General features: G+C 68.6%; 26 protein-coding genes. 11 read left to right on the forward strand and 15 right to left on the reverse strand.

From position 1 onward, the window contains the following. Positions 1 to 119: 119 nt before the first annotated feature. The 5 genes from A5727_RS00830 to folP form a co-directional block, all read right to left on the reverse strand. Positions 120 to 287, reverse strand: a complete 168-nt coding sequence (locus A5727_RS00830; RefSeq protein WP_005059648.1) for a DUF3117 domain-containing protein — start codon at positions 285 to 287, stop codon at positions 120 to 122. 125 nt (positions 288 to 412) lie between these two features. After that, on the reverse strand, positions 413 to 973 hold the full coding sequence (locus A5727_RS00835) for a DNA-3-methyladenine glycosylase I (protein WP_068242929.1): 561 nt from the start codon (positions 971 to 973) through the stop codon (positions 413 to 415). Continuing rightward, positions 970 to 1,374: a DivIVA domain-containing protein gene (locus A5727_RS00840; RefSeq protein ID WP_068242932.1), complete on the reverse strand. Its 405-nt coding sequence runs from the start codon at positions 1,372 to 1,374 to the stop codon at positions 970 to 972. The genes A5727_RS00835 and A5727_RS00840 overlap by 4 nt, the downstream gene beginning before the upstream one ends. 46 nt (positions 1,375 to 1,420) lie before the next feature. Further along, positions 1,421 to 2,365 carry a glucosyl-3-phosphoglycerate synthase gene (locus tag A5727_RS00845; RefSeq protein ID WP_068242935.1) on the reverse strand — a complete coding sequence of 315 codons (945 nt, stop codon included), beginning with the start codon at positions 2,363 to 2,365 and terminating at the stop codon, positions 1,421 to 1,423. Further along, positions 2,362 to 3,186 (reverse strand): dihydropteroate synthase, encoded by an 825-nt coding sequence (gene folP, locus A5727_RS00850; RefSeq protein ID WP_231991901.1) that lies wholly within the window; start codon positions 3,184 to 3,186, stop codon positions 2,362 to 2,364. The genes A5727_RS00845 and folP overlap by 4 nt, the downstream gene beginning before the upstream one ends. A 150-nt stretch (positions 3,187 to 3,336) precedes the next feature. Here folP and A5727_RS00855 point away from each other — a divergent pair, with 150 nt between their 5' ends. Then, a complete protein-coding gene (locus A5727_RS00855; protein WP_082949519.1) occupies positions 3,337 to 4,407 on the forward strand; it encodes an NAD(P)-dependent alcohol dehydrogenase in 1,071 nt (356 codons plus the stop codon). Positions 4,408 to 4,566: 159 nt separating this feature from the next. On the opposite strand, the gene fadD6 is transcribed toward A5727_RS00855, so the two are convergent. Both fadD6 and log read right to left on the reverse strand, forming a co-directional pair. Continuing rightward, a complete protein-coding gene (gene fadD6, locus A5727_RS00860) occupies positions 4,567 to 6,351 on the reverse strand; it encodes a long-chain-acyl-CoA synthetase FadD6 (RefSeq protein WP_068242942.1) in 1,785 nt (594 codons plus the stop codon). 10 nt (positions 6,352 to 6,361) lie between these two features. Continuing rightward, positions 6,362 to 6,934: a cytokinin riboside 5'-monophosphate phosphoribohydrolase gene (log, locus tag A5727_RS00865; RefSeq protein ID WP_068242945.1), complete on the reverse strand. Its 573-nt coding sequence runs from the start codon at positions 6,932 to 6,934 to the stop codon at positions 6,362 to 6,364. Between the two features lie 63 nt (positions 6,935 to 6,997). Here log and A5727_RS00870 point away from each other — a divergent pair, with 63 nt between their 5' ends. Beyond that, positions 6,998 to 9,019 carry an AAA family ATPase gene (locus tag A5727_RS00870; protein ID WP_068242948.1) on the forward strand — a complete coding sequence of 674 codons (2,022 nt, stop codon included), beginning with the start codon at positions 6,998 to 7,000 and terminating at the stop codon, positions 9,017 to 9,019. On the opposite strand, the gene dapE is transcribed toward A5727_RS00870, so the two are convergent. Then, positions 9,004 to 10,068: a succinyl-diaminopimelate desuccinylase gene (gene dapE, locus A5727_RS00875; protein ID WP_068242952.1), complete on the reverse strand. Its 1,065-nt coding sequence runs from the start codon at positions 10,066 to 10,068 to the stop codon at positions 9,004 to 9,006. The two genes, A5727_RS00870 and dapE, sit on opposite strands and share 16 nt — an antisense overlap. Positions 10,069 to 10,161: 93 nt before the next feature. Here dapE and dapD point away from each other — a divergent pair, with 93 nt between their 5' ends. Both dapD and bluB read left to right on the forward strand, forming a co-directional pair. Then, the gene (gene dapD / locus A5727_RS00880) at positions 10,162 to 11,160 is read left to right on the forward strand and encodes a 2,3,4,5-tetrahydropyridine-2,6-dicarboxylate N-succinyltransferase (protein WP_197507540.1); all 999 of its coding nucleotides are present in this window, start codon (positions 10,162 to 10,164) and stop codon (positions 11,158 to 11,160) included. Between the two features lie 9 nt (positions 11,161 to 11,169). Continuing rightward, positions 11,170 to 11,814 carry a 5,6-dimethylbenzimidazole synthase gene (bluB, locus tag A5727_RS00885; RefSeq protein ID WP_068242958.1) on the forward strand — a complete coding sequence of 215 codons (645 nt, stop codon included), beginning with the start codon at positions 11,170 to 11,172 and terminating at the stop codon, positions 11,812 to 11,814. A gap of 169 nt (positions 11,815 to 11,983) precedes the next feature. On the opposite strand, the gene A5727_RS00890 is transcribed toward bluB, so the two are convergent. Together A5727_RS00890 and A5727_RS00895 are read right to left on the reverse strand one after the other, a co-directional pair. Then, positions 11,984 to 12,331 carry a VOC family protein gene (locus tag A5727_RS00890; RefSeq protein ID WP_068242961.1) on the reverse strand — a complete coding sequence of 116 codons (348 nt, stop codon included), beginning with the start codon at positions 12,329 to 12,331 and terminating at the stop codon, positions 11,984 to 11,986. Next, a complete protein-coding gene (locus A5727_RS00895; protein ID WP_068242964.1) occupies positions 12,328 to 13,728 on the reverse strand; it encodes an acyl-CoA synthetase in 1,401 nt (466 codons plus the stop codon). The genes A5727_RS00890 and A5727_RS00895 overlap by 4 nt, the downstream gene beginning before the upstream one ends. A gap of 29 nt (positions 13,729 to 13,757) precedes the next feature. Between A5727_RS00895 and A5727_RS00900 the strand changes: the two genes are divergently transcribed. The 3 genes from A5727_RS00900 to A5727_RS00910 all read left to right on the forward strand — a co-directional run bounded on the left by A5727_RS00900 (position 13,758) and on the right by A5727_RS00910 (position 15,762). Then, positions 13,758 to 14,297 (forward strand): NUDIX domain-containing protein, encoded by a 540-nt coding sequence (locus tag A5727_RS00900; RefSeq protein ID WP_068242966.1) that lies wholly within the window; start codon positions 13,758 to 13,760, stop codon positions 14,295 to 14,297. Between the two features lie 62 nt (positions 14,298 to 14,359). After that, positions 14,360 to 15,115 (forward strand): DUF5995 family protein, encoded by a 756-nt coding sequence (locus tag A5727_RS00905; protein ID WP_068242970.1) that lies wholly within the window; start codon positions 14,360 to 14,362, stop codon positions 15,113 to 15,115. A gap of 143 nt (positions 15,116 to 15,258) precedes the next feature. Further along, a complete protein-coding gene (locus A5727_RS00910; RefSeq protein WP_068242973.1) occupies positions 15,259 to 15,762 on the forward strand; it encodes an Rv2253 family sensor-like surface protein in 504 nt (167 codons plus the stop codon). Here A5727_RS00910 and A5727_RS00915 read toward each other — a convergent pair. Then, a complete protein-coding gene (locus tag A5727_RS00915) occupies positions 15,759 to 16,724 on the reverse strand; it encodes a proline dehydrogenase family protein (RefSeq protein ID WP_068243003.1) in 966 nt (321 codons plus the stop codon). The two genes, A5727_RS00910 and A5727_RS00915, sit on opposite strands and share 4 nt — an antisense overlap. Before the next feature lie 3 nt (positions 16,725 to 16,727). Continuing rightward, entirely contained in the window at positions 16,728 to 18,356 is a 1,629-nt protein-coding gene (gene pruA / locus A5727_RS00920; RefSeq protein WP_068242976.1) for an L-glutamate gamma-semialdehyde dehydrogenase, read from the reverse strand. A gap of 83 nt (positions 18,357 to 18,439) precedes the next feature. Between pruA and A5727_RS00925 the strand changes: the two genes are divergently transcribed. Further along, positions 18,440 to 20,008 carry a PucR family transcriptional regulator gene (locus A5727_RS00925; RefSeq protein WP_068242977.1) on the forward strand — a complete coding sequence of 523 codons (1,569 nt, stop codon included), beginning with the start codon at positions 18,440 to 18,442 and terminating at the stop codon, positions 20,006 to 20,008. Positions 20,009 to 20,025: 17 nt separating this feature from the next. Here the strand turns inward: A5727_RS00925 and dapC are convergent, their stop codons facing one another. Further along, positions 20,026 to 21,111 (reverse strand): succinyldiaminopimelate transaminase, encoded by a 1,086-nt coding sequence (gene dapC / locus A5727_RS00930; RefSeq protein WP_068242985.1) that lies wholly within the window; start codon positions 21,109 to 21,111, stop codon positions 20,026 to 20,028. A 23-nt stretch (positions 21,112 to 21,134) separates the two neighbouring features. Then, positions 21,135 to 21,458 carry a ferredoxin gene (gene fdxA / locus A5727_RS00935; RefSeq protein WP_068242986.1) on the reverse strand — a complete coding sequence of 108 codons (324 nt, stop codon included), beginning with the start codon at positions 21,456 to 21,458 and terminating at the stop codon, positions 21,135 to 21,137. Positions 21,459 to 21,741: 283 nt separating this feature from the next. On the opposite strand from fdxA, the gene A5727_RS00940 reads away from it, so the two are divergent. Continuing rightward, positions 21,742 to 22,302 carry a PadR family transcriptional regulator gene (locus tag A5727_RS00940; RefSeq protein ID WP_068242990.1) on the forward strand — a complete coding sequence of 187 codons (561 nt, stop codon included), beginning with the start codon at positions 21,742 to 21,744 and terminating at the stop codon, positions 22,300 to 22,302. Next, positions 22,295 to 24,319: an NADPH-dependent 2,4-dienoyl-CoA reductase gene (locus tag A5727_RS00945; RefSeq protein WP_068242995.1), complete on the forward strand. Its 2,025-nt coding sequence runs from the start codon at positions 22,295 to 22,297 to the stop codon at positions 24,317 to 24,319. The genes A5727_RS00940 and A5727_RS00945 overlap by 8 nt, the downstream gene beginning before the upstream one ends. 32 nt (positions 24,320 to 24,351) lie before the next feature. Here the strand turns inward: A5727_RS00945 and A5727_RS00950 are convergent, their stop codons facing one another. Then, complete coding sequence (locus A5727_RS00950) at positions 24,352 to 24,900, reverse strand: YceI family protein (protein ID WP_068242999.1); 549 nt, start codon at positions 24,898 to 24,900, stop codon at positions 24,352 to 24,354. A gap of 371 nt (positions 24,901 to 25,271) precedes the next feature. On the opposite strand from A5727_RS00950, the gene A5727_RS00955 reads away from it, so the two are divergent. Beyond that, positions 25,272 to 25,894: DUF222 domain-containing protein (locus tag A5727_RS00955; protein WP_197507541.1), on the forward strand; the 623-nt coding region annotated here is incomplete at its 3' end.

Consider the following 25,894-nt stretch of genomic DNA (forward strand, 5'->3'; position numbering starts at 1 on the left):
CAATCATCACCGAGCCCACTCCGCCCTCGGAGGCCAGCCGCCGGTCACCCGACTGACCAACCTCCCTGGACATCACACCTAGTCGGCCAGACCCAACGCTGGTCCGGCCGACCGGCGGATCAGCTTGTGACGTTCTTGAGTTCGTCGCCCAGCGCGGCCGCTTCATCCGGCGTCAGTTCGACGACGAGGCGGCCACCTCCTTCGAGTGGAACCCGCATCACGATGCCACGCCCCTCTTTGGTTGCTTCCAGCGGACCGTCACCGGTCCGGGGCTTCATGGCCGCCATCGAGTGCTCCCTCCACATCTGCGCTGGTCGGCGTCGCGGCCTGATCGGCGCGAACTGCCGGTTCACGCGGTCCATTCTTCCCTATCGGTGGCCCGACGTGTGCAAGACCCGTCCGTTGGGCGCGTTCATCGGCCCGGAACCCAGCAGGTCGCGACGTGATCATCGACCATTCCGGTGGCCTGCATCAGGGCGTAAGCCGTGGTGGGACCGACGAAGCGGAACCCGCGGCGTTTGAGTTCTTTGGCCATCGCGACCGATTCCGGGCTGGTGGCCGGCACGTCGGCCATGGTCTTGGGCCTCGGCCGCGCCGGCGGTGCGAAGGACCACAACAGGTCCGAAAGATCGACATCGAGCTCGGCGACGGCCCGGGCGTTGGCGATCGTCGCCTCGATCTTGGCGCGGTTGCGCACGATGCCCGAGTCCGCCATCAGGCGCGCCACCTCGGACTCGCCGTACTGGGCGACGGCCCTGAAGTCGAAGCCGTCGAACGCGGCCCGGAAGTTGTCCCGCTTGCGCAGGATGATGAGCCACGACAGGCCGCTCTGGAACGCCTCCAGCGTCATCCGCTCGAACAGCGGCACCGCCCCGCGCAGCGGCTGACCCCACTCCTGGTCGTGGTAGTCCCGGTAGAGGTCGGAACCGTCGGCCCAGCCACAGCGGACACGCGTGTCGGACTCGGCGGTCACGGGACGTCCTGACGTGACACGTCGGCGGCGACCTCGTCGGCATCCACATCGGCATCCTGCACGCCGACCTCGTCGGCGTACTGGTCCACCTCTGCGTCGGGCGGCGGCGTCTCGGTGACCCCGCGCAGCGCCGCGAGCTCACCGCGCAGTGAATCCAGCTCGGCGCCGAGGCGGTCGAGCACCCAGTCCACCTCGCTGGTCTTGTACCCGCGCAGGGTCTGGGCGAACTTGACCCGTTCCACGTCGGCGCCGGTGACGCCCGAGGCGGGCAGCACCGTGGCCGTCGTGCCGCGCGGCAACGGCGGCAACTGTTCACCGCGGCCGAACAGCACACTGGCCACACCGAAGAGCACCACCGCGACCAGGACGAGAACCACCAGATAAAGCAGAACCATGGTCACGGGTTCGATACTGCCCGATGGGTGTGACAGATCGGGCGGGGCACCGCTAACGAAGTGTGTTCATCGGAGGCCGGTCCTCCAGGGTCACCTTGGAGGTCCGCGGCGTGAAGTCGTCGCCGTCGGTGAAGAACTGCGTGACGCCCACACCCGAGTCGGGAAGCTCGCAGCGCCGCAGCATGGTCGCGATGATCTGCCGGCTCATCGAGGCCAGTTCGGTCAGCGGACGGTTGCGATGCACGCGCACACCGAGATTCACCTGAGCGATGGCGTCGAGACCCAGCCGGTCGTAGGTGTCGATCAGCAGCCCGATCTCCACTCCGTAACCGGGTGCGAACGGCACCGAGGTGAGCAGTTCGCGGGTTCCGGCGTACTCGCCGCCGAGCGGCTGCAGCACACAACCCAGCTCGGGTCGCAGCGCGGACAGCAGTGGGCGCGCGACCAGTTGGGTGACCCGGCCGCCACCGTTGGCGTCCTCGGCACCGCTGACCTTCAGCGGGCGCCGGTAGAAGCCCTTCACCAGGTGGATGCCGTCTCCGGTCAGGATCGGGCCGACAAGGCGGGGCACGAACATCGGGTCGGGATCGATGAGGTCGGAGTCGACGAACACGATGATGTCGCCAGTGGCGGCGGCCAGTGACCGCCACAGCACCTCGCCCTTGCCGGGTTGCGGTGGCACCTCGGGAAGCGCCTGCTCGCGGCTGACGACGCGGGCACCCGCGGCGATCGCGCGGATCTCGGTGTCGTCGGTGGAACCGGAGTCCAGCACGATCAGTTCATCGACCAGTCCCCCGACCATCGGGGAGATGGTGTCGATGACGGAGGCGACGGTCTCCTCTTCGTTCAGTGCGGGCAGCACCACCGAGATGGTCCGACCGGCTTTGGCGGCCTCGAGCTCAGCCACTGTCCACGTCGGCCGGTTCCAGCTGTGGTCGGACAACCACGAGTGGCCCGGCACCGTGTTCTCAGTGGACAGGTCAGGAAGTGTCGTCATGCCAATCCCCTCACCGTGCGCGTCGGTGGACGCACGCCTTGGATCGACGCGACCATGTCGAGTACGCGCCGAGTGGGTCCGACCTCGTGCACCCGGAACATCCGGGCACCGTCGGCCGCCGCCAAGGCGGTGGCGGCCAGGGTTCCCTCGAGGCGTTCGGTCAGTTCCACACCCAGAGTCTCCCCGACAAAATCCTTGTTGCTCAGGGCCATCAGGACCGGCCATCCAGTGTTAACAAGCTCTTTCACGTGCCGCAACAAACTAAGACTGTGGTAAGTGTTCTTGCCGAAATCGTGCGTCGGGTCGATCAGAATCGCGTCGCGCGCCACTCCCGCCGCAACCGCCTTCTCGGCCGCCGACGTCACCTCGTGGATCACATCGTCGACGACACCGTGGGTGCTGGTGCCGTAGTTGACGCGGAACGGCCGGGTCCGCGGGACCGCTCCGCCGGTGTGCGAGCAGACCAGGCCCGCGCCGAACTCGGCGGCGACCTCGGGCAGGCCCGGATCCGCGCCCGCCCACGTGTCGTTGATCAGATCCGCACCCGCTGCGCAGGCCAGCTTGGCCACACTGGCGCGCCAGGTGTCGACGCTGATCAGCTGGTCGGGATACTCCGCGCGCACCCATTCGATGAACGGCACCACGCGGGCGGTCTCCTCGTCCGCGTCGACCCGCTGACCAGGACCGGCCTTGACCCCTCCGATGTCGATGACGTCGGCACCCTCCTCAACGACGCGGTGCACCGCGGCCTTCGCCGCGTCGTCGGTGAACGTCGCGCCGCGGTCGTAGAAGGAGTCGGGCGTGCGGTTGACGATCGCCATGATCAGTGCCCGATCACCGGCCACCGGCCTGCCCAAGAACGTCGACTGCACGACTCCAGGCTAGATGGCGGCGTTCACCGGGCGGGTCCGCCGATCCGGATATAGCCTCTGAGCAGTGCGGACGGCACCTTTCGGGGAGGGGATCAGTCGATGAAGATGCGGGCGGCCCGGATGTATGGGTACAAACAGCCACTGCGCCTCGAGGAGATCGACATCCCCGTCCCCGGGCCGGAGGAGGTGCTCGTCCGAGTCGGAGGAGCCGGCATGTGCCGTACCGACTTCCAATTGGTCGACGGGTACTTCGACAACGGGTTGTCCATGGACTTCCCCATCACCCCCGGTCATGAGGTCGCGGGGTGGGTCGACAGCCTCGGCTCGGCGGTGCCCGCCTCGGCCGGCCTGTCCGAGGGCGATCAGGTGGTGGTGTTCGGCAGTTGGGGCGACGGTGCGTGCCGCCAGTGCCATGAGGGCAACGAGCAGTTGTGCGCGCACGGTGTCTGGGCCGGGTTCGGGCGGCATGGCGGCTATCAGGAGTACCTGCCCGTCAACTACCGCTACCTGATCAGGATGCCCGCCGACGGGGGGCTGTCCCCGGAGAACCTGGCGCCGCTGACGGATGCGGGCCTGACGCCGTATCGCGGGCTCAAGAAGCTGCAGGCGGGCGGGCACCTGGGCCCGGGACGCACGCTGGCCGTCACGGGTGTGGGCGGACTGGGCAGTTACGGCACGCAGTACGCCAAACTGCTGGGCAGCGGTGCGACGGTCGTCGCGTTCGGGCGCAGCGAAGAGAAGCTCAAGGTGGCGCTCGACAATGGGGCCGATCATGCGGTCAACGTGCGGGATCGGTCAGCGGCCTCCGTCGCCGCTGAACTGGAGTCGCTGACGGGCCGGCCCGCACTGGATGCGGTGCTCGACTGCGCGGGCGCCGAGGAGTCGATTCAGCTGGCGTTCGCGCTCTTGGCGACTGAGGGTGCGGTGGCCTCGGTCGGGCTGATCGGCAACCGCGTGGACATCCCGCTGTTCCCACTGGTGGCCCGCGAGTACACCTACTACGGGTCGTTCTGGGGCAACTTCAACGACCTCACCGAGGTGCTGGCGCTGGCCGGTGAGGGCGGCATCAAGCACACCGTCACGCGGGTGCGGTTCGAGGACGTCAACGAGACGCTGGACGCCGTCGCCCGCGGGGACATCATCGGGCGCGCGGTCATCGTCTACGACTGACTCCGGGAGTCGGGGAGGAATCGGCCAGCCGACGCCGAATTGTTCCAGTGGGTCGTGGATCCGGTGATTTCACAACCCATCGCGACAACTCGATGGCGTGGCGGGCGTGGCTGGCGACAACTCGACGGCGTGGCTGGCGTGGCTGGCGTGGGACGGGTGTCAGCCCTTCGGACGCTCCCCGCTGGCGACCTCGTCCGGATATGCGTCGTGGTAGGGGATGAACCCCTCCCGCCGACCGGCGAGCACGAACAGCGGGTCGTCGATGTGTGACCCGTAGGCGTCCTCGCGCAGATCCACCTTGCGACTCTTGAACGTGGATGTGTGCTCGAGTGAGTCCACGATCCGCACGAACAGCGGCACCGCATAGCTGGGCAGCCTGCTGTACAGGGTCTCGGCCAGTTCGATTCCGTCGAACTCCTGGCCCTCGCGGATCTTGATCGCGGCCATGCCCGCACGACCGCCGGTGTTCGGCACCTCGACGCCGAAGACCGTGCACTCCTCGACCTGAGGGTCCGCGGCCAGCGCCGCCTCCACCTCCGTCGTCGCGACGTTCTCCCCCTTCCAGCGGAAGGTGTCGCCGAGGCGATCGCCGAAGGCGGCGTGGCCCAGGCCCTGCGGCTTCATCACGTCGCCGGTGTTGAACCACACGTCGCCGTCACGAAAAGCGTTGCGAATCAACTTCTTCTCGCTGGCCTTCGGATCGGTGTAGCCGTCGAACGGGGACAACCGGTTGACCGGGCTGATGAGCAGGCCGGGTTCACCCGCGCCCACCTTTTTCACCCGACCGTTCTCGTCACGCTTGGGTTCGCCTGTCTCGGCGTCGTATTCGACGTAAGCCAGGAACGGCAGCGGGCTGACACCGGTGCTCTTCGAGACGTTGAAGATGTTGATGAACGCGGTGTTGCCCTCGCTGGCGGCGTAGAACTCGCACACCCGCTTGATCCCGAAGCGGGTGGTGAACTCATCCCAGATCTCCGGACGCAGACCGTTGCCCGCGATCAACCGGACCCGGTGCCTGCGGTCGGTCGGCTTCTCCGGCTGGTTGAGCAGGTACCGGCACAACTCACCGATGTAGATGAATGCCGTCGCGTCGTAGCGGATCACGTCGTCCCAGAAGCGCGACGCCGAGAACTTCTCGCCGATCGCCAGCGTCGCACCGGCGTTGATCACCGACGACACCGCCACCGTCAGCGCGTTGTTGTGGTAGAGCGGCAGGCAGGAGTACAGCGTGTCGTCAGCGCGCAGTCGCAGGCCCAGGCCGCCGAAACCGGCCAGCGCGCGCAGCCAGCGATAGTGCGTCATGACGCTGGCCTTGGGGTTGCCGGTGGTGCCCGAGGTGAAGATGTAGAACGCGGTGTCCTTGGCGAGCACCGCCGACGCGGACGCCGGGTTGCCGGTCGGCGCGGTGGCCGCGGACTGCTCGAACTCCTCGATGGTCAGCACCACCCCAGATTCGAGTTCGGCACCGGATTCGCTGATGTGCTCGACGAGATCGGTCTCCGACAGGATGACCTTGGCGCCCAGCAGTCCGACACTGTGTGCGAGCACATCACCGCGCTGGTGGTAGTTGAGCATTCCCGCCACGGCGCCGCATTTGACTGTGGCCAGCATGGCCAGCACCGCGTTCGGTGAGTTGCGCAGCATGATGCCCACGACGTCGCCGTGTCCGACGCCGCGCGCCGCCAGTGCCGCGGCGTAGCGGTTGGCGGTGGCGTTGGCCTCGGCGTAGGTGATCCGCTGATCGCCGAACTTCAGGAAGACCCGGTCGGCGTACTTGGCCGCACGGTCCTGGAAGACCTTGCCGATGGAGGCCTTCGACGTGGGCCGTGCGAGCATCCCGGTACTCACCCCGCGCACGATCGCGGGTGCATCCATCAGGACGCCGGGAATCTGGCTGACGATGTCGAGGAGACCGACGGAAGCGCGAGAGTCAGACGCTGGCATGCCGTCGAGCCTAACCGGGAGACGAGACCGGCGGTATCGGGCCGGGAGCACACAGGTCGAGAGCCGCGTCGACATCACGAACGACCAGCAGCCGATCCAGCGCGGCCTGCGCGACGAAACCCGTTGCCAGCAGCCCGTCCAGCCATGACAGCAACCCGTCATAGTGTCCGTCCGGGTCGAGCAGCACGACGGGTTTGGTGTGCATGCCCAGATAACCCGCGGTCCAGGTCTCGAACATCTCCTCGAGCGTGCCGATGCCACCCGGCAGCGTGATGAAGGCGTCGGCGGAATCCTCCATGACCTGTTTGCGCTGACGCATGGTGTCGGTCACGATCACGTCGTCGGCGTCGACGTCGGCGACCTCCCGGTGCACAAGCGCCTTCGGGATCACCCCCACGGTGCGGCCACCGCGCGAACGCGCCGCCGCGGCCACCGCTCCCATCGCCGAGACGTTTCCGCCGCCCGACACCAGGGTCCAATTGCGGTCGGCGACCGCGCGGCCCAGCCTGGCGGCCAGATCCAACAGCTCGGGATGGGTGGGGCCGGAGGCGCAGTACACGCAGACAGCCCATTCGTTCTGCATGACACCCGAGCGTATTTGGCGCTAACCCGGTCGGCCCGGCCGCCCGGGTCATAAGATCCGCCCGTGCCGGAGCACTGGAGCGTCCCGCAGCACGCCGACGTCCTCGACCGGCTTGCGGCGGCGGTGGCGACGCGGCCGGGCGCCGTCGTCACCGGGCCCGACGGGATCGGCAAGTCGACCCTGGTGCACCAGGCGGCCGCGCGATACACCGAGGCGCACCCCGGCGTGGTGCTGCGCATCGTGACCGGCACCCCCACCGAATGCGCGGTGCCCTTCGGCGCGTTCGCCCACCTGGTCGACATCGCCGAGATGGGCAAGCCGGCCGCGCTGCTGCGGGCCGCGCGCGACTCGCTGCGAGCCGAGGCCGACGACCTGCTGATCGTCGACGACGCCAACCAGCTCGACCCTCTCTCGGCCACGCTGGTCTACCAGCTCGCGCTGGCCGGTGAGACCCGGATGATCGTGACGGCGCGAGAGGACGACGCGCCGGCGGCCGTCCGGGCCCTGTGGACCGACGCGCTGCTGCCCCGTATCGACGTCGCGCAGCCGACCACAGACACCACAGACACCTCAGCCGAGAAGGCCGAGGCGTTTCTGAGCCGGGCTCCCGCAGAGGTGCGCGCCGTCCTCGATCACCTCAGCCAGCAGGAGCCCATCCCGTTCGAGGATGCGGTCGCCCTGACGTCGGAGACCGCGGTGCGCGACGCCGAGCGCCTCGGCGTGATCGAGGTGCTTCCCCGGGCCGGCACACAGATGGTGTTCACGACGCATCCTCTGTTCGCGCTTCGGTCGGCGGCGGCCCTGGGCGCGGACGAGCGCCGTCGGATCCGGGGCGCCCTGGCACGGGCCGCAGCGGCGCGGGCGCGCAATCATCCCAGCGATCGACTCCGGGTGGCCGGCCTCGCCGTGGACAGTGACCACCCGCCGCCCGTCGACCAGACGGTCGCCGATGCCGATGCGGCGCTGCGCCTCGGCGACCTTGCGCTGGCCGAGCGCCTGGCCCGGTCGGCCGTGATGCGGGGCGACGCGCTCCGCGCCCGCCTGGTGCTGGCGCACGCCCTGTCCTGGCAGGGCCGAGGACGGGACGCGGCCGAGGTGCTCGCCGCCGTGGACCCGGGCGGGCTCTCGGACGGCGACGTCATGGCGTGGGCACTGCCGCGTGCGGCCAATCAGTTCTGGATGCTCGGCGAGCCCGAACAGGCGACGGCGTTCCTGCGCAACACCCGCAGTCGGCTCAGTGAGCCTTCGGCACAGACCACAATCGACGCGCTGACCGCGACCTTCGCGATGAACGCCGGAGCGCCGCAGCGCGCGCTGCGGATCGCCGAGACCGTGTTGTCATCCCCGACGGCCGACGACACCGCAGTGGCCTGGGCGGCCAGTGCCGCGGCGCTGTCCTCGGCACGGATCGGTCGGTTGGCCGAGGTCGAGTCCTTTGCGCGACGGGCGTCCGCGGTGGAGCACCCGGGCCTGCTGAGGTTCACGGTCGGGCTCGCGCAGTGCACGGCGCTGATCATGGGCGGGGATCTCGACGGCGCCGAAGCCGTCGCGCAGCGGTACACCGACTTCGCCGAACTGCAGCAGCCCGGCCGCGCGATCGGCGAGGTGCTGCTGGCCAATGTCGCACTGGCCAAGGGCGATTCGGCGGCCGCGGCTGAGCTTCTGGGGCCCGCCGCGGCCGCCCTCGAACGCACGGGATACTCGTGGGGCCCGCTGGCGTTGATGCTCTCAGCGACCGCCACGGCTCAGCTCGGCGACCTGCCCGGCGCGGCAAAGACCTTGGCGCGAGCCGAGTCTCGGCACGGCACCAAGTCCGCGCTGTTCGCTCCGGAACTGGGCATCGCGCGGGCATGGCGGCTTGCGGCGGGCCGCGATCAACACGGTGCGGTCGCGGCGGCCAGGCAGGCCGCCGGGATGGCGGAGCGCTCCGGGCAGGCCGCCGTCGCGGTGCGGTGTTGGTATGAGTCGGTCAGGCTCGGTGACCCACGCGCCGCCGAGGCACTCGAGCGGATCGCCCCCACCGTCGACTCGGCGCTGACCGACCGTGCGCTGACCGAGGCGCGCGCGGTTCAGCGCGACAGGTAGCCGCGCAGTGTCTCCGTTACGGCGGTGATCTGCGCGATCTCGACCCGCTCGTCGCGCCGGTGGGCCAGGTTGGGGTCGCCCGGACCGTAGTTGAGGGCGGGGATGCCCAGCGCCGCGAACCGCGACACGTCGGTCCAGCCGTACTTGGCTCGCACCTGACCTCCCGCGGCAGCCACAAGCTGCGCCGCGGCGGGCTGCCCGAGTCCGGGCAGCGCACCGGCGGCGGAGTCGGTCAACTCCACTGTCACCGGCAGGCCGTCGAAGACCTCACGCACGTGGTCGAAGGCCTGCTGCGGCGAGCGGTCCGGCGCGAACCGGAAGTTCACGGTGACCGATGCGGCGTCGGGGATGACATTGCCCGCCACTCCCCCGTCGATGCGCACCGCCGACAGACCCTCGCGGTACACGCAGCCGTCGATGTCGACGTCGCGCGGCGGGTAGTCGGACAGCCTCGTCAGCACGAGCGAGAGTTTGTGAATAGCGTTGTCGCCCATCCACGATCGCGCCGAGTGTGCGCGCGTGCCGGTCGCACTGACAACGACGCGCAGCGTGCCCTGGCAGCCGGCCTCGATGTACCCGCCGGTCGGCTCGCCCAGCACCGCGACGTCGGCACGCAGCCACTCCGGGAGGTCGCGTTCGATGCGGCCCAGGCCGTTGGCTGAGGCTTCGATCTCCTCGCAGTCGTAGAACACCAGCGTCAGATCGTGGGCCGGGTCCGTGATGGTGGCCGCCAGGTGCAGGAACACCGCGTCCCCGGACTTCATGTCCGAGGTGCCGCAGCCGTACATGACATCGCCGTCGATCCGGCTGGGCAGGTTGTCGGCGATCGGCACGGTGTCGAGGTGCCCGGCCAGCATCACGCGGCTGGGCAGACCCCGATTGGTGCGGGCCAGGACGGCGTCCCCGCTGCGGATGACCTCGAAGCCCACCGTCTGCTCGCGCAGCGCGGACTCGACCGCGTCGGCGATGCGCGCCTCGTCGCGCGACTCGCTGGGGATGTCGACCAGCGCCGCGGTCAGGGCAATCGGGTCACCGTGGAGGTCCAGCACGACTACCCAGGCTAGCCGCCCTGCTCGCTTCCGCCGAGACTGCGGTGAGCGTGCTCGTTCCGGCGAGTTTTCGCACTCCCCGCGGTATCGGCGATGGCAAGGACGTGCCGTGGGCGTCAACTGGGCGTCCCGGTAGCCTGTAGCACCGTGACTGGAGCTTCGGGTATCGGTTTGGCAACACTGGCGAGTGACGGGTCGGTTCTCGACACCTGGTTCCCCGCCCCAGAACTCGGAACCTTCTCCGACGCCGGAACCGTGCAGCTGTCGGGCGCGGACGCCCCCGCCGACCTGGCCGCACTGACCGGGCGCGACGAGGACCGCGGCACCGAGACCGTCGTCGTCCGCACCACGATCTCCGACCTCGACGCGAAGGCCGCCGACACTCACGACGTGTACCTGCGTCTGCACCTGCTGTCGCATCGCCTGGTGGCGCCGCACAAGCTCAACGCCGACGGGTTCTTCGGCCTGCTGACCAACGTGGTGTGGACCAATCACGGGCCGTGCGCGGTCGAGGGCTTCGAGCTGGTGCGGGCCAAGCTGCGCCGTCGTGGCCCGGTCACGGTCTACGGGGTGGACAAGTTCCCCCGCATGGTCGACTACGTCGTGCCCGCCGGGGTGCGCATCGCCGACGCCGACCGCGTGCGTCTCGGAGCGCACCTGGCCGCCGGCACCACCGTCATGCACGAGGGCTTCGTCAACTTCAACGCGGGCACGCTGGGCAGCTCGATGGTCGAGGGACGCATCTCGGCCGGCGTGGTGGTCGACGACGGCTCCGACGTCGGTGGCGGCGCCTCGATCATGGGCACGCTCTCGGGCGGCGGCAGCGAGGTCATCTCGCTGGGCAAGCGCTGCCTGCTGGGCGCCAATTCGGGTCTGGGCATCTCGCTCGGTGATGACTGCGTCGTCGAGGCCGGGCTGTACGTCACGGCGGGCACGAAGGTGACCACGTCGGACGGCCAGTCCATCAAGGCGCGGGAACTGTCGGGCTCGTCGAATCTGCTGTTCCGCCGCAACTCGCTGACCGGAGCGGTCGAGGTCGTGCATCGCGACGGCCACGGCATCACCCTCAACGAGGCCCTGCACGCGAACTGAGGCACCCGCATGAGCCGGCACGCGTTCAGCGACCCTGAGCGGCATGCGGTTTACCACGCCATCTTCGCCCGGCGTGACATGCGCCGATTCGTACCGGGTACGACAGTGCCGGCCGACGCGTTGCACCGCATTCTGCGGGCCGCGCACGCGGCACCCAGCGTCGGCCTGATGCAGCCGTGGCGGTTCATCCGGATCACCGACGACCAGATCCGCTCTGCCATCCACCGCCTGGTCGATGAGGAGCGGATCCGCACCGCAGAGGCTCTGGGCTCACGCGACGACGAGTTCCTGGCCCTCAAGGTCGAAGGCATCATGGACTGCGCCGAACTGCTGGTCATCGCGCTCGGCGAGGGCCGCGAGCAGCATGTCTTCGGCCGGCGCACCATGCCGCAGATGGATCTGGCGTCGGCCGCATGCGCGATTCAGAACGTCTGGCTGGCGGCGCGGGCCGAGGGCTACGGCGTCGGCTGGGTGTCGATCTTCGATCCGGACGCCCTGGCCCGGCTGCTCGGCATGCCCGCGGGTGCGGAACCGATCGCGGTGCTGTGCCTCGGCGAGGTGCCGGAGTTCCCCGAGCGCCCACAGTTGGAGATCGACCAGTGGGCGGTGGCGCGTCCGCTGTCCGAGTTCGTCTTCGAGAACGGCTGGGACTGAGTTCTTCTCGCGACGGTCTTCTCGCGACGGTCTTCTCGCGACGGTCTTCTCGCGACCGCCGAGCGTCCCCTGGGTCTCCGGTGAGCGCCCCACTTTGTACGCCTTGCCCGGCGTGTCAACGTACAGACACGCCCGCTCGCGGGAAGGGGGGTGGGGTGCTCGCGGGAATTCATTCAGCGGCGAGGACGCAGAACTCGTTGCCCTCGGGATCTGCGAGCACAACCCAACTCGACGCGCCCTGCCCGACGTCGACGTGGCGAGCACCCAGGCCAACCAACCGCGCGACCTCCGCCTGCTGATCGTCTGGGGTGAAGTCGAAGTGGATCCGGTTCTTGACCACCTTCTCGTCGTCGACCGGCAGGAACAGCCACAGTGGCCGGGCCCCCTCGGGCGGGCGCAGCGCGACGTCGCCATCCTCGGTGAGCTCCGTCGGCCATCCCAGCGCCTGCGACCACCACTGCCCCAATGCCGCGGGATCGTGGGCGTCGATGCACAGTTCGCTGAACCGCAGGGTCATGTCATCAACTCCTTCTTGAGCACCTTGCCCATCGCGTTGCGCGGCAGTTCCTCGACGAACCGCACCTCCCGCGGCCGCTTGTGCGCCGAAAGCTCCTGCCCGACATGGTTGATCAGCTCATCTGCGGACGCATCCCCGACGACGTAGGCCACGATGCGCTGGCCCAGATCGGCGTCGGGCAACCCGACCACCGCGGCCTCACGCACACCCGGGTGACCGAGCAGCGCGGTCTCGATCTCACCGGCGCCCACGCGATACCCACCGGTCTTGATCAGGTCGACGGACTCGCGCCCGACGATCCGATGCATGCCCTGCGCGTCGATCACAGCGACATCCCCGGTGCGGTACCACCCGTCTTCACCAAGCACCTCGGCCGTGGCCTCCGGTCGGTTCAGGTAGCCCTTGAAGAGCATCGGGGCCCGAACATGAAGGTGGCCAATGGTTTCCCCGTCATGCGGGACAGGGTCTCCGGCGTCGTCGACCAGACGCGTCTCGACCCCCTGCAGCGGAAGCCCCACCCAGCCCGGACGCCGCTCGCCGTCGACCCGGGTGCTCAGTGTGATCAGGGATTCGGTGCTGCCGTACCGCTCCACGGGCGCATGCCCGGTCAGTTCGGTGAGCTTGTCGAACACCGGAACCGGCAACGGCGCACTGCCCGACACCAGCAGGCGCGCCGAGGACAGGGCACGGGCCGCATCGGGGTCGGCGGCCACTCGCGACCACACCGTCGGCACCCCGAAGTACAGCGTGCCTCCCGCTGCGGCGTAGGCCTCGGGGGTGGGCTTGCCGGTGTGCACGAACCGGTTCCCGATGCGCAGCGAGCCCAGCAGACCGAGCACGAGGCCATGCACGTGGAACAGCGGAAGTCCGTGCACCAGTGTGTCATCCGCGGTCCAGTGCCACGCCTGCGCCAGCGCGTCGATGTCCGCGGCGACGGCCCCGCGAGTGGTCTGGACCCCCTTCGGCAGACCCGTGGTGCCCGAGGTGTACATGACATAGGCCAGGGCGCTCGGTGAGGGCTCGGCGTACCGGTGCCACGACCGGGCATGCATCCGCACCGGGATGTGCGGCAGTCCGTCGGGATCGTCGGGCAGTTCCCCGAGCCAGGCCTGGGCCCCGGAGTCGGTGAGCATATGGGCGCGTTCGGTGACCCCGACGTCGGCCGGAATCGGCACGAACGGCACACCGGCGATCAGGCAGCCCGTCACGGCCAGCACGGTGGTCGGGGTCGGCGTGGCGAGCACGGCAACTCGGCGGGCACCGCCGACGCGTTCGGCGACCGACGTCGCGGCGCCGACAAGGTCACTGCGGCTCAGCGTGGTGCCGCCGATCGTCACAGCATCGGCGAGGTCCGCACCGGCGGCCACAGCAGCGGGGTTCAAGGAGGCCAACAGCACGCCTGTGACGCTACCGCGATACTGACCCGATGGATCCCATCGAGCGGCTCAAGTCCGACACGGTGTACTCCAACGCCTGGATGACCGTGCGCGAGGACGCCATCCGTCGTCCCGACGGCAGCCACGGCATCTACGGCGTGGTGGACAAACCCGACTATGCGCTGGTGATCGCGCGGCACGACGGTCGGTACATGCTCGTGGAGCAGTTTCGATACCCGCTGGGTCTGCGCCGCTGGGAGTTCCCGCAGGGCACCGCCCCAGGCCTGGCCGACCTGGCACCCGCCGACTTGGCGGCGCGTGAGCTTCGGGAGGAGACGGGGCTGACGGCGACGACGATGGTCGAGTTGGGCCTCCTCGATGTCGCACCCGGAATGAGCAGTCAGCGTGGCCGGGCATACCTGGCGCTCGGGATCACCGAGGGGCCGCCGGAACGCGAGCCCGAGGAACAGGACATGCGCTGCGCCTGGTTCACCCGCGACCAGGTCGTGTCGATGATGCGCGCCTCGCAGATCACCGACGCGCAGTCGCTGGCCGCCTGGACCCTGTTGGGACTCCGAGACGACGCGTAGTCGACTACGCGTGCCAGGCCCTCCCCCCGTTGCCACAGTGCAACGCAGGAGGTGGTTTCACCATGCAGGCCAATGACATCGACGACGTGCTCGACATCCTGGCGGCGATCGTCGCCGACACCAAGCGACGACGGGATCCGCTGGGGTACTTCGCGGCGCTCTACCGCCAGGTGACCCTGCGGGTCCGGGACGAGATCGCACTCGGCATCTTCGAGGACGGCCCGCGGATGTCCCGGTTCGACGCAAAGTTCGCCAACGCCTACTTCACCGCGTACGACCGGTTCCGGCGCCGGCAGCCGACGAGTCGCTCATGGCAGTTCGCCTTCGAGCAGGCCCGGGCCGACGAGACGATCATCCTGCAGGACCTGCTGCTGGGCATCAATGCCCACGTCAACCTGGACCTGGGCGTGGTGACCGGATCGGCGTTCAGCCCCGCCGCTCTGCCGGGCTTCCGCACCGACTTCGATGAGATCAACGACGTTCTGGCCAGCGTGATCCCGCTGGCCCGCAAAGCGGTCGAGGAGTTCTCACCCAGCCTCGCTGAACTGACCGCGGTCGGCGGCCCCGATCTGGCCTTGGCGCTCAACTACAGCGTGGACCTCGCGCGCGATGAGGCCTGGCGCGCGGCCACGCTGGTCTCGACTGTCCCGAGCGCCGTCCGGCCGCTGCTCATCGACGGTCTCGACAACCGGACCAAGCTGCTCGGACGTGTCGTCGCGACCCCTCCGGAGCCGATCGGGACCGTCGTCCGCCGGATTCGCCGGGCCGAGAGCACCGACGTCACCGGCATCATCACCGCGCTGGATTCGCTGGTCTGAGACGGCTCCGCAACGCCTGCGCCAAGACCGGGCATCGAGTCCATAACGACTTGGTCATGCCCCGCGTCGCGATTCGGGAATCGCCGCACCTCATCGATACCTTTGGAGGACAACCGACCACCCCACATCATTCGAGGAAAACGATGCGCATCCGAGGCCCACGCGGTGCGGCGATGGCCCTGTGCCTGATCGCGGGGTTGACGTGGATCGGAGTGACCCCGGCGCAGGCCGCGGGGCAGCCTTGGGCGGGACGGTATTCGATGGTGACCTACGCCTCGCAGAAGGGCGGCACCAGCGCGGCGGTCCGCCAGCGCGAGGGTGACTTCGCCGCGGTCTTCACGCTGACGACCAGTTGCGGCTCGGGAGCGTGCGTCGCCACGGCCGACGGCCCGCCCTCGTCGAACCCGACGGTGCCCAACCCGCTGCGCTACGCATGGGACGGTCAGCAGTGGAAGACGAGCTACGAGTGGGTGTGGCAGTGCTCGATCGGCGGTGACACCGGCCAGTCGCAGTGGAGTCCGGCGCAGTCGTTCACCTTCTACGCACCACAACCGGACGGATCGCTGCGCGGCATCTGGCACACCGACATCTCCACCGGCGCCTGCCGCGGCAGCGTCGTGATGCCCGTCGCCGCGTACCCGGCCTAGTCGCGCCGCACCAGCGCGCGCATGAAGAACGCCAGGTTGGCGGGACGCTCGGCCAGGCGGCGCATGAAGTAGCCGAACCACTGCGTGCCGAACGGCACGTAGACGCGGACGCTGCCACCGGCGTCGGCCAGCCGGACCTGCTCGGAATCCCGGATGCCGTAGAGCATCTGGTACTCGAAATCCTTTGGCCCCCTCCCGCATTCACGGGACATGGCGGTCGCGGCGTCGATCACCGCCGGATCGTGTGAGGCCACCATCGGGTAGCCGGACCCGGCCATCAGCACCCGAAGGCAGCGCAGGTAACTGGCCGTGACCTCGTCGCGGTCGCGGTGGGCGACCGACTCCGGCTCGTCATAGGCGCCCTTGCACAACCTGATCCGGGCACCGGAGGCGGCGAACTCCTGGCAGTCGCCGTACGTGCGACGCAGATAGGCCTGCAACACGGTGCCCAACCACGGGAAGTCAGCGCGCAGTTCGCGCACCGTCAGCAGGGTCGAATCCGTCGTGGTGTGATCCTCGGCGTCGACCGTCACCCACGCCCCGACCTCGCGAGCCCTCGTGCAGATCTGGTGAGCGTTCTCCAGGGCGATCTTGTCCCCGTCGCGGTCCAGCGACTGACCCAGCGCCGACAGCTTGAGCGAGACTTCGAGCGGCGCAACCCCTTCCGACGCGGACTCGGCCCGTTGCCCCAGCAGGTCCAGCAGCCTCAGGTAGGCGCCCACGTTGGCGTCGGCGGTCTCGGTGTCGGTGACGTCCTCGCCGAGATGGTCGACACTGATCATGCGCCCGGACGCTCGGAGGTCCGCGACGGCGCCGAGCACATCCTCGACCGTCTCGCCGGGGACGAACCGTTGCACCACTCGACGGGTCACGGGCATCCGTTCGGCGGACCGCCTCAAGCCATGGGAGTGACTCGCGGTCAGAATGGCGGGTTTGGCCAGGGTGTCGAACAGCCGTGTCATCACTCAGACCTCCATGTGCGCGTAGGTGTGCGACGTGGGCGGCACGAACGTCTCCTTGATGGACCGCGCAGATGTCCAGCGCAGCAGATTCAGCGCCGAACCGGCCTTGTCGTTGGTGCCCGAGGCACGGGATCCGCCGAACGGCTGCTGACCGACGACCGCGCCGGTGGGCTTGTCGTTGATGTAGAAGTTGCCCGCGGCGTGCCGCAGACGTTCGGACGCCGTCAGGACCGCGGCTCGGTCGTCGGCGATCACCGCGCCGGTCAACGCGTACTTCGCACCGTTGTCGACGACCGACAGGATGTCGTCGAACTTGTCGTCCGGGTACACGTGCACCGCGAGAATCGGCCCGAAGTACTCGGTGGAGAACGCCTCGTCCGTCGGGTCGTCGGACAGCAGTACGGTGGGCCGGACGAAATATCCTGTGCTGTCGTCGTACTCGCCGCCGGCGGCCACGGTCACCCCCGCCGCGCCCTTGGCCCGCTCGATCGCCTTGACGTTCTTGGCGAACGCGCGCTCATCGATCAGGGCGCCGCCGTAGTTGCGCAGGTCGGTGACGTCGCCGTAGGCCAGTGCCTCGGTGGCGCCGAGAAGGTCGTCACCCATCTCGTGCCACACCGACTGCGGGATGAACGCACGCGAGGCGGCCGAGCACTTCTGCCCCTGATAGTCGAACGCGCCGCGAATGAGCGCGGTCCGCAGCACATCTGGCCGTGCCGACGAGTGAGCCACGACGAAGTCCTTACCGCCGGTCTCCCCGACCAGACGGGGATAGCTGTGGTAGCGCTCGATGTTGGCGCCGACCTCACGCCACAGGTGCTGGAATGTCGCGGTGGACCCGGTGAAGTGGATGCCGCTGAGACGCGGGTCTGCGAGCACCACATCCGACACCGCGTACCCGTCGCCCGCCACCAGGTTGATCACGCCGGGCGGAAGTCCGGCGGCCTCCAGCAGCTGCATGGTCAAGTGGGCCGAGAAGGTCTGCGTGATCGAGGGTTTCCACACCACGGTGTTGCCCATCAGGGCGGGAGCGGTGGGCAGGTTGCCCGCGATCGCGGTGAAGTTGAACGGCGTGACCGCATAGACGAAACCGTCCAGCGGCCGATAGTCGGTGCGGTTCCACACGCCGCGGGAACTGACCGGCTGCTGCGCCAGAATCTGCCGGGCGAACGCGACATTGAACCGCCAGAAGTCGACGAGTTCGCACGGCGCATCGATCTCGGCCTGATAGGCGGTCTTGGACTGACCGAGCATCGTCGCCGCCGCGATCTTCTCGCGCCACGGGCCGGCCAGCAGGTCGGCCGCACGCAGGAACACCGCCGCGCGTTCGTCGAACGGCATCGCGGCCCAGGCCGCCTTGGCGGCCATCGCGGCGTCCACGGCGTCGGCGGCCTCACGGTGCTCGGCATTGGTGAGGGTGCCCAGCACCGCGCTGTGGTGATGCGGCTGGACGACGGCGATGCGGGCCCCCTCCCCCATCACCCGTCGGCCGGCGATGACATGCGGCAGGTCGACCGGGGCGCTGGCGAGCTCGTCGAGCGCCGCGAGCAGGCGGTCGCGCTCGGGCGACCCGGGCGCGTAGTCATGGACCGGTTCGTTGGCGGGAAGCGGCACGTCGGAGATGGCATCCATGGGTCCACGATCCCCGACATGAGCGGTCGAACCGTGATCCGATCAGCCAATCCGAGTCATTGCTGTTAGTAGAATCGGACAATATGCGGGCCACCGGAGTCAGCCTCGGGCAACTGCTGCTGGCGCTTGACGCGACCCTGGTCACGCTGGTGGAGGCGCCCCGCGGGCTGGATCTCCCGGTGGCGTCCGCCGCGCTGCTGGACTCCGACGACGTCCGCCTGGGCCTCGCGCTCGCGGCGGGTTCAGCCGACGTGTTCTTCCTCCTCGGCCTCTCCGAGACCGAAGCGGTGGGGTGGCTCGATCGGCAGGCCACCACGCGGCATCCGACCGCGATCTTCGTCAAGGAACCCGGGGCGGCGCTCGTCGAGCGGGCCTCGACGCTCGGAGTCGCGGTGGTGGCGGTCGAACCCCGGGCCCGTTGGGAACGGCTGTACCGCCTGATCAACCACGTCTTCGAGCATCATGGCGATCGCGCCGACCCGCAGTACGACTCCGGCACCGACCTCTTCGGTCTGGCCCAGTCCATCGCCGACCGGACGCACGGCATGGTCAGCATCGAGGACGCGCAGTCGCACGTGCTGGCCTACTCGGCGTCCAACGACGAGGCCGACGAACTGCGGCGCCTGTCGATCCTGGGCCGTGCCGGGCCGCCCGAACACCTGGCGTGGCTTGCTCGGTGGGGCATCTTCGACGCGCTGCGGGCGGGCGGCGACGTTGTCCGGGTGGCAGCACGCCCAGAACTGGGGCTGCGGCCTCGGCGTGCGATCGGCGTCCACCGCCCCGACCTCGATCAGCGGCGGACTCCGACGTTCGCCGGCACGATCTGGGTTCAGGAGGGATCCCGGCCGTTGGCCGAGGACGCCGACGAGGTGCTGCGGGGTGCCGCCGTGCTCGCGGCGCGCATCATGGCGAGGTTGATGAGCACACCGTCGATGCACACAATCCGGGCCCACGAACTGCTCGGACTGCGCGAAGGGGGCGACGACCTCGGCACGGTGGCCCGCGAACTCGGGATCGCCGAAGACGGCCGAGCCGCGGTCGTCGGTGTGCAGTGCAGGGCACCGCACACCCGGCTGGGCGACATTCTGGGGTTGAGCGCGAGCGCGTTTCGTCATGACGCCGTGGTCGCCTCGGTCGGCCAGCGGGCCTATGTGGTGTTCCCGGATGCCGGGCGCCCAGCGGCCGTCACGTCATGGATCCGGGGCGTGGTGAGTTCGCTGGACACCGAGCTGGGGCTGGACCTGAGGGCGGTGACGGCCGCATCTCTCGCGGGGCTCGGTCAGGTCGCGGCGGCCCGCATCGACATCGACCGCGTGCTCGACAGCAGTGACCGGCATCCCGGCGCGATCGAGCGGGTCAGCTCGATCGCGGAGGCACGCACGACCGTACTGCTCGATGAGATCGTCACCTGGCTGGCCGACAACCCCCGGCTGCTGGACTCCCGGATCCAGCAGCTGGATTCGACGTCGACCCGGACCCTGCGCACCTATCTGGACTGTTTCGGCGACGTGGCCGAAACCGCCGAGGCGCTGCACGTGCACCCCAACACCGTCCGATACCGGATCCGCCGCATCGAGCAGGCGCTCGGAACGTCGCTGGGCGATCCCGAGTCGCGACTGCTGCTGGATCTGAGCCTGCGCGCGTCGAATTGAGCCAACGCGTGCCGGGGTCAGGACAGGCGTGCGACGGCGGCGTCGATGCGCTCGTCGGTCGCGGTCAACGCGATCCGGACGTGCTGGGCACCGCGGGCACCGTAGAACTCACCGGGCGCAACAAGGATGCCGCGTTCGGCCAACCATGCCAGCGTCTGACGGCACGGTTCGCCACGCGTGGCCCACAGGTACAGACCAGCCTCGGAGTCGTCGACCGTGAATCCGGCACGCTGGATCGCCGGGAGCAGGGCCTCGCGGCGCCGCGCGTACAGCGAACGTTGATGCGCCTCGTGGGCGTCGTCGTCCAGGGCCGCGACCATGGCGGCCTGGATCGGCGTCGGCACCATCATCCCGGCGTGCTTGCGCACCGCGAGGAGTTCGGCGACCAGTTTCTGGTCACCCGCGACGAATCCGGCGCGGTAGCCGGCCAGTGACGAGGTCTTGGACAGCGAGTGCACCGCAAGCAGGCCGGTGTGGTCACCGTCGCAGACCGACGGGTGCAGCACCGACAGCGGTTGGGCGTCCCAGCCCAGCCCCAGGTAGCACTCATCGGAGGCGACGATGACGCCGCGCTCGCGGGCCCAACCGACCACTTTGCGCAGGTGGTCGACGCCCAGCACCTTGCCGGTCGGGTTGCTCGGGGAGTTGATGAACACCAGTGCCGGGGTCTGCGGGCCCAGTTGAGTCAGCGAATCGGCGGGCAGCACCTGCGCACCCGCGAGGCGTGCCCCGACGTCATACGTCGGGTACGCCAGCTCCGGGATGACCACCAGGTCGTCACGGCCCAGACCGAGCAGCGTCGGCAACCAGGCGATCAGCTCCTTGGTGCCGATCGCCGGCAGCACCGCATCCTCGCGCAGGTTCGTGACGCCGTAGCGGCGATTCAGCGCGGCAACGGCGGACCGCCGCAACGCTGGAGTGCCGGCGGTCGTCGGGTAGCCGGGCGAGGACGCCGCCGCCGCGAGCGCGTCCTGGATGAGCGGAGCAACCGGATCGACAGGTGTGCCGACCGACAGGTCGACGATGCCGTCCGGATGCGCTCGCGCCGTGGCGGTGACGTCGGCGAGGGTGTCCCAGGGGAAGACCGGCAGGGATGCCGACACTCCGCGCCCGGTCACTGCTGCGCTCAGTCCTCCGCCTTCGGCGGCAGGCTCTTGACCGACGCCGGATCGTTGTCGGTCTGGCCGACCTTCGAGGCACCGCCGGGCGAGCCGAGTTCTTCGAAGAAGTCTGCGTTGCTCTGGATGTAACCGCTCCAGTCGTCCGGCACATCGTCTTCGTAGAAGATGGCCTCAACCGGGCAGACCGGCTCGCAGGCACCACAGTCCACGCACTCGTCGGGGTGGATGTAGAGCATCCGTGCGCCCTCATAGATGCAGTCGACGGGGCACTCTTCGATACATGCCTTGTCTTTGACGTCGACGCAAGGTTCGGCGATCACGTATGTCACAGAAATCTCCTCTGGGTCTCTGCGTTAACTCGGGGCGGGGCTGCTGTTCTTGTCGTCCAGCGGGCTGGTGACCAGTATCCGGTGTGCAAAACCGGACGGCTGTGCCAGTGTGCCCTAACTTCCACACCCAGACCTCTCGGGCGCGGTACCTGATACTAGACGTTGCATATACAAACCATGCAAACGTGGTGCCCTCGGTGCGTCTCCCATGCGGTGCCGGATATGCATCGCCACACTGTGCACTCTGTTGCATATGACCACCGGTACTGCATACGCTGCCCGGATGGCCCTGCCCCACGCGATCCTGGTGTCGCTGTGCGAACAGTCCGGCACCGGTTATGAGCTGGCGCGACGGTTCGACCGGTCGATCGGCCACTTCTGGCGCGCCACGCATCAGCAGATCTATCGGACGCTGCGCACCATGGAGGCCGACGGCTGGGTGCACGTGACGCCCGTTGTCCAGCACGGCCGGCCGGATAAGAAGGTCTACACCGTCGCCGACGCCGGTCGTGCCGAACTGTCCGCCTGGATCGCCGCGCCGCTGGGCGGGACGGGCAGTTCGGTCGGCGACTCCCGCACCCGTGACCTCGCGGTCAAACTGCGCGGAGCGCAGTACGGCGGGGACGGTGCGCTCGACGCGCTGCGCGGGCAGATCGTGTCGTTGCGGGCCGAGCGAGCCGCGCTGCTCGACACCTATCGCGGCTACGAGAAGAGTCAGTTCGCCGACCCCGCCTCGTTGGACGGCGCCGCGCTGCACCAGTACCTCGTCCTGCGCGGCGGCATTCGCGCCGAGGAGGGTTCCATCGACTGGCTCGACGAGATTCTGGAGGCCATCGGTGCCTGATCCCTATCCAAACCTGTTGTCGCCCCTCGATCTCGGGTTCACCACGCTGCGGAATCGAGTGGTGATGGGTTCGATGCACACCGGTCTCGAGGACCGCGCCAAGGACATCGACAAGCTGGCGGCCTACTTCGCCGAACGCGCTCGCGGTGGTGTGGGCCTGATCATCACGGGCGGATATGCCCCCAACCGCACGGGATGGCTGTTGCCCTTCGCTGCGCAGTTGGTGTCCCCGAAGGAGGCACGACGGCACCGGCGGATCACGTCCGCCGTGCACGCGGAGGGTGCGAAGATCCTGCTCCAGATTCTGCACGCGGGCCGCTACGCCTACCATCCGCTGTCGGTCAGCGCCTCGTCGATCAAGGCTCCCATCAATCCCTTTCGGCCACGTGCGCTGTCTGACCGTGGCGTCCGGACGACCATCGATGACTTCGTGCGCTGCGCGCTGCTGGCCCGGGACGCCGGCTACGACGGCGTCGAGATCATGGGCAGCGAGGGCTACCTGCTCAACCAGTTCCTGGCCCCGCGGACCAACAGGCGGCGCGACGCCTGGGGTGGGTCGCCGGAGAATCGCCGACGAATGCCGGTCGAGATCGTGCGCCGGGTCCGCTCCGCCGTCGGTCCGGAGTTCATCATCGACTACCGGATGTCGATGGCCGACTACGTCGAGGACGGACAGAGTTGGGACGAGATCGTCGCCCTGGCCACCGAAGTCGAGGCGGCCGGTGCGACGTTCATCAACACCGGCGTCGGCTGGCACGAGGCCCGGGTGCCCACCATCGTCACCTCGGTGCCCAACGCCGCCTTCGTCGACATCTCCGACGCCGTCGCCGAACACGTCAGCATCCCAGTGGTGGCATCCAACCGGATCAACATGCCCGAGTCGGCCGAGCAGATTCTGGCCGAAACCCGTGTGCAGTTGATCTCGATGGCACGGCCACTGCTGTCCGACCCGGACTGGGTGGCCAAGGCCGCGGCCGGCGCCTCTGACGAGATCAACACCTGCATCGCCTGCAATCAGGCATGCCTGGACCACGCATTCGTCCATAAAACCGTGTCCTGCCTGCTGAATCCACGCGCCGGCCACGAAACGACCCTGGTGCTGGGGCCGACCCGTCGCGCGCGCTCGGTGGCTGTCGTCGGTGCGGGGCCGGCCGGGCTGGCGGCGGCCGTGACCGCCGCTGCGCGCGGCCATCGCGTGACGCTGTTCGACGCCAATGAGTTCATCGGCGGTCAGTTCGACATGGCGCGACGCATCCCCGGGAAGGAGGAGTTCAACGAGACCATCCGGTACTACACGGCCATGCTCGCCAAGCACGACGTGGATGTCCGGCTCGGAACTCGGGTTGCCCCCGACGATCTGGTGAGCTTCGACGACGTGGTGCTGGCCACCGGGGTGGCGCCGCGACTGCCCGCCATTCCCGGCATCGACCACCCGAAGGTGCTGACGTACGCCGAGGCGATCTACGGCTTGCAGTCGGTGGGCAAGCGGGTCGCCGTGATCGGCGCGGGCGGAATCGGTTTCGATGTCAGCGAGCTGCTGACCACCGACGAGTCGCCGACACTGAACGTCAAGGAGTGGAAGGCCGAATGGGGCGTCACCGATCCCCAGGAGGCCCGCGGCGCGTTGACCACTCCCCTGCCCGCACCCGCTGCTCGTGAGGTGTACCTCCTGCAGCGCAGCAGGGGCGCTCAGGGCCGTCGCCTCGGCAAGACCTCCGGCTGGGTGCACCGCGCATCACTGAAAGCCAAAGGGGTGCATCAGCTTTCCGGCGTGAACTACGAACGCATCGATGATGCCGGCCTGCACATCAGTTTCGGATCCGACCGGTCCCGTCCGCAGGTCCTGGCCGTGGACACTGTGGTGGTGTGCGCCGGACAGGAGTCGGTGCGCGATCTCGAGGATGCGCTGCGGTCTCGCGGTGTGCAGCCGCATGTGATCGGAGGTGCGGCGCTGGCGGCCGAACTGGATGCCAAGCGGGCGATCCGCCAGGGCACCGAGTTGGCCGCCAGGCTGTAGCACGTCGGGCCTGCTGTTTCGGGCCCGCTGCGTCAGGCCTGCTTGAGCGCCTCGATCTCGAGGGTGATGGTGACCTTGTCGCCGACCACGGCACCACCGGCCTCCAGGGGCATGTCGATGTTGATGCCGAAATCCTTGCGGTTGAGGACAACCGACGCCTCGAAGCCGGCCACCTCGCCCTGCCCCATGCCGGGGTTGACACCGTTGAACTCGAGCGCGAGGCTGATCGGCTTGGTGACGCCATGCAGCGTGAAGTCTCCATTGACCACATAGTCGTCGCCGTTGGCCTCAACGCTTGTGGAGCGGAAAGTCGCGGTGGGGTGGTTCTCGACGTCGAAGAAGTCGGCCGACTTGAGGTGAGCATCACGCTGTTCATTGCCCGTGCTCACCGACGCGACCTCGATCTCGGCGTTGACGGAGGGCGTGCCGTCCTCAGCGACTGTGATGGCACCGCTGAAGGCGCCGAACGTTCCGCGCACCTTGCTCACCATGAGATGGCGGACGGCGAATCCGACGGTGGAGTGAACCGGGTCGATCGTCCAGGTGCCCGTGGCCAGATCCGTGTTCAGTGCTGTGGTCATGACGTCTCCTTGGTCTCGCGGCGCGGTGTCTCCGACGCCGTCGCCATATATAAACGGACCGTGGTCCGCTTATATTCCGCCATGCATCGCAGATGTGGCCGCCAAGGTCGGCGGACCCAGCGCCACCGCTGCACACGCCTGGCGCATTTCCATCCAGAACGAGTGCGGGCGCGGAATGCCGCCGCGCAGGCCATTTTCAGCACCATTCGCAGCTCACTTTGCGGCGGGCGCGCATCGGCGCCGTCGACCGAAGGCCTGCACCACCCGCCGCCCGTCGAATCACTCGCGGCACTGAAATTTCTTCTGCCCCTTGGGTTTCTCCAGTCACATCGCGACAGGGTTTTGTCAGTGGGTCGAACTACTGTTCGAGTATGACGTCAGTGGCCGCCCTGCTCTCTGAGCTTGAGGCCGTCCACGCCCGCCTTGCCGCCGCGTCCGTCGATGACCTCTCCGCCACGCAGGTGCTGACCGTGATGGAACGCCTCCAGAAAGTCAGCTGGGCCGATGCGGCCGTCGACCACAAACTCATTGCGCGGTTGCAGGAGTGCGGGCCCGACGAACTGGGTGGCGACACGGTCGCCAAAGTCCTGACGCACCGACTGAGGATTCCTTCCGAAGAAGCCCATCAGCGCGTCGCCGACGCCGAAGTCCTGGGACCACGACGCGCGATGACCGGCGAGGTGTTGGAACCGGTCATGCCGAACGTCGCTGCCCGTGTGGCTGAGGGCCGGGTCGGACCCGCGCACGTGGACAGGATCCGAAAGTTCTTCAAAGCTCTGCCCGACCACGTCGATCTCAGTGCCCGGGTCGAGGCTGAGCGGTTGGCCGCCGACCACGCCGCCACGATGGGAGTGCCCGACCTGCGGGCCGCACTGGAGCGGATGCTGCTGTGGCTCGACCCCGACGGCTCCTTCAACGACGCCGACATCCAACGCCGCCGCGGTATCACCTTCGGCAAGCAGGGTCCGGACGGATTGACCGAACTCCGGGGACA

Origin of the sequence: Mycobacterium sp. ACS4331, from assembly GCF_001667265.1 — a bacterium.
Taxonomy (GTDB): domain Bacteria; phylum Actinomycetota; class Actinomycetes; order Mycobacteriales; family Mycobacteriaceae; genus Mycobacterium.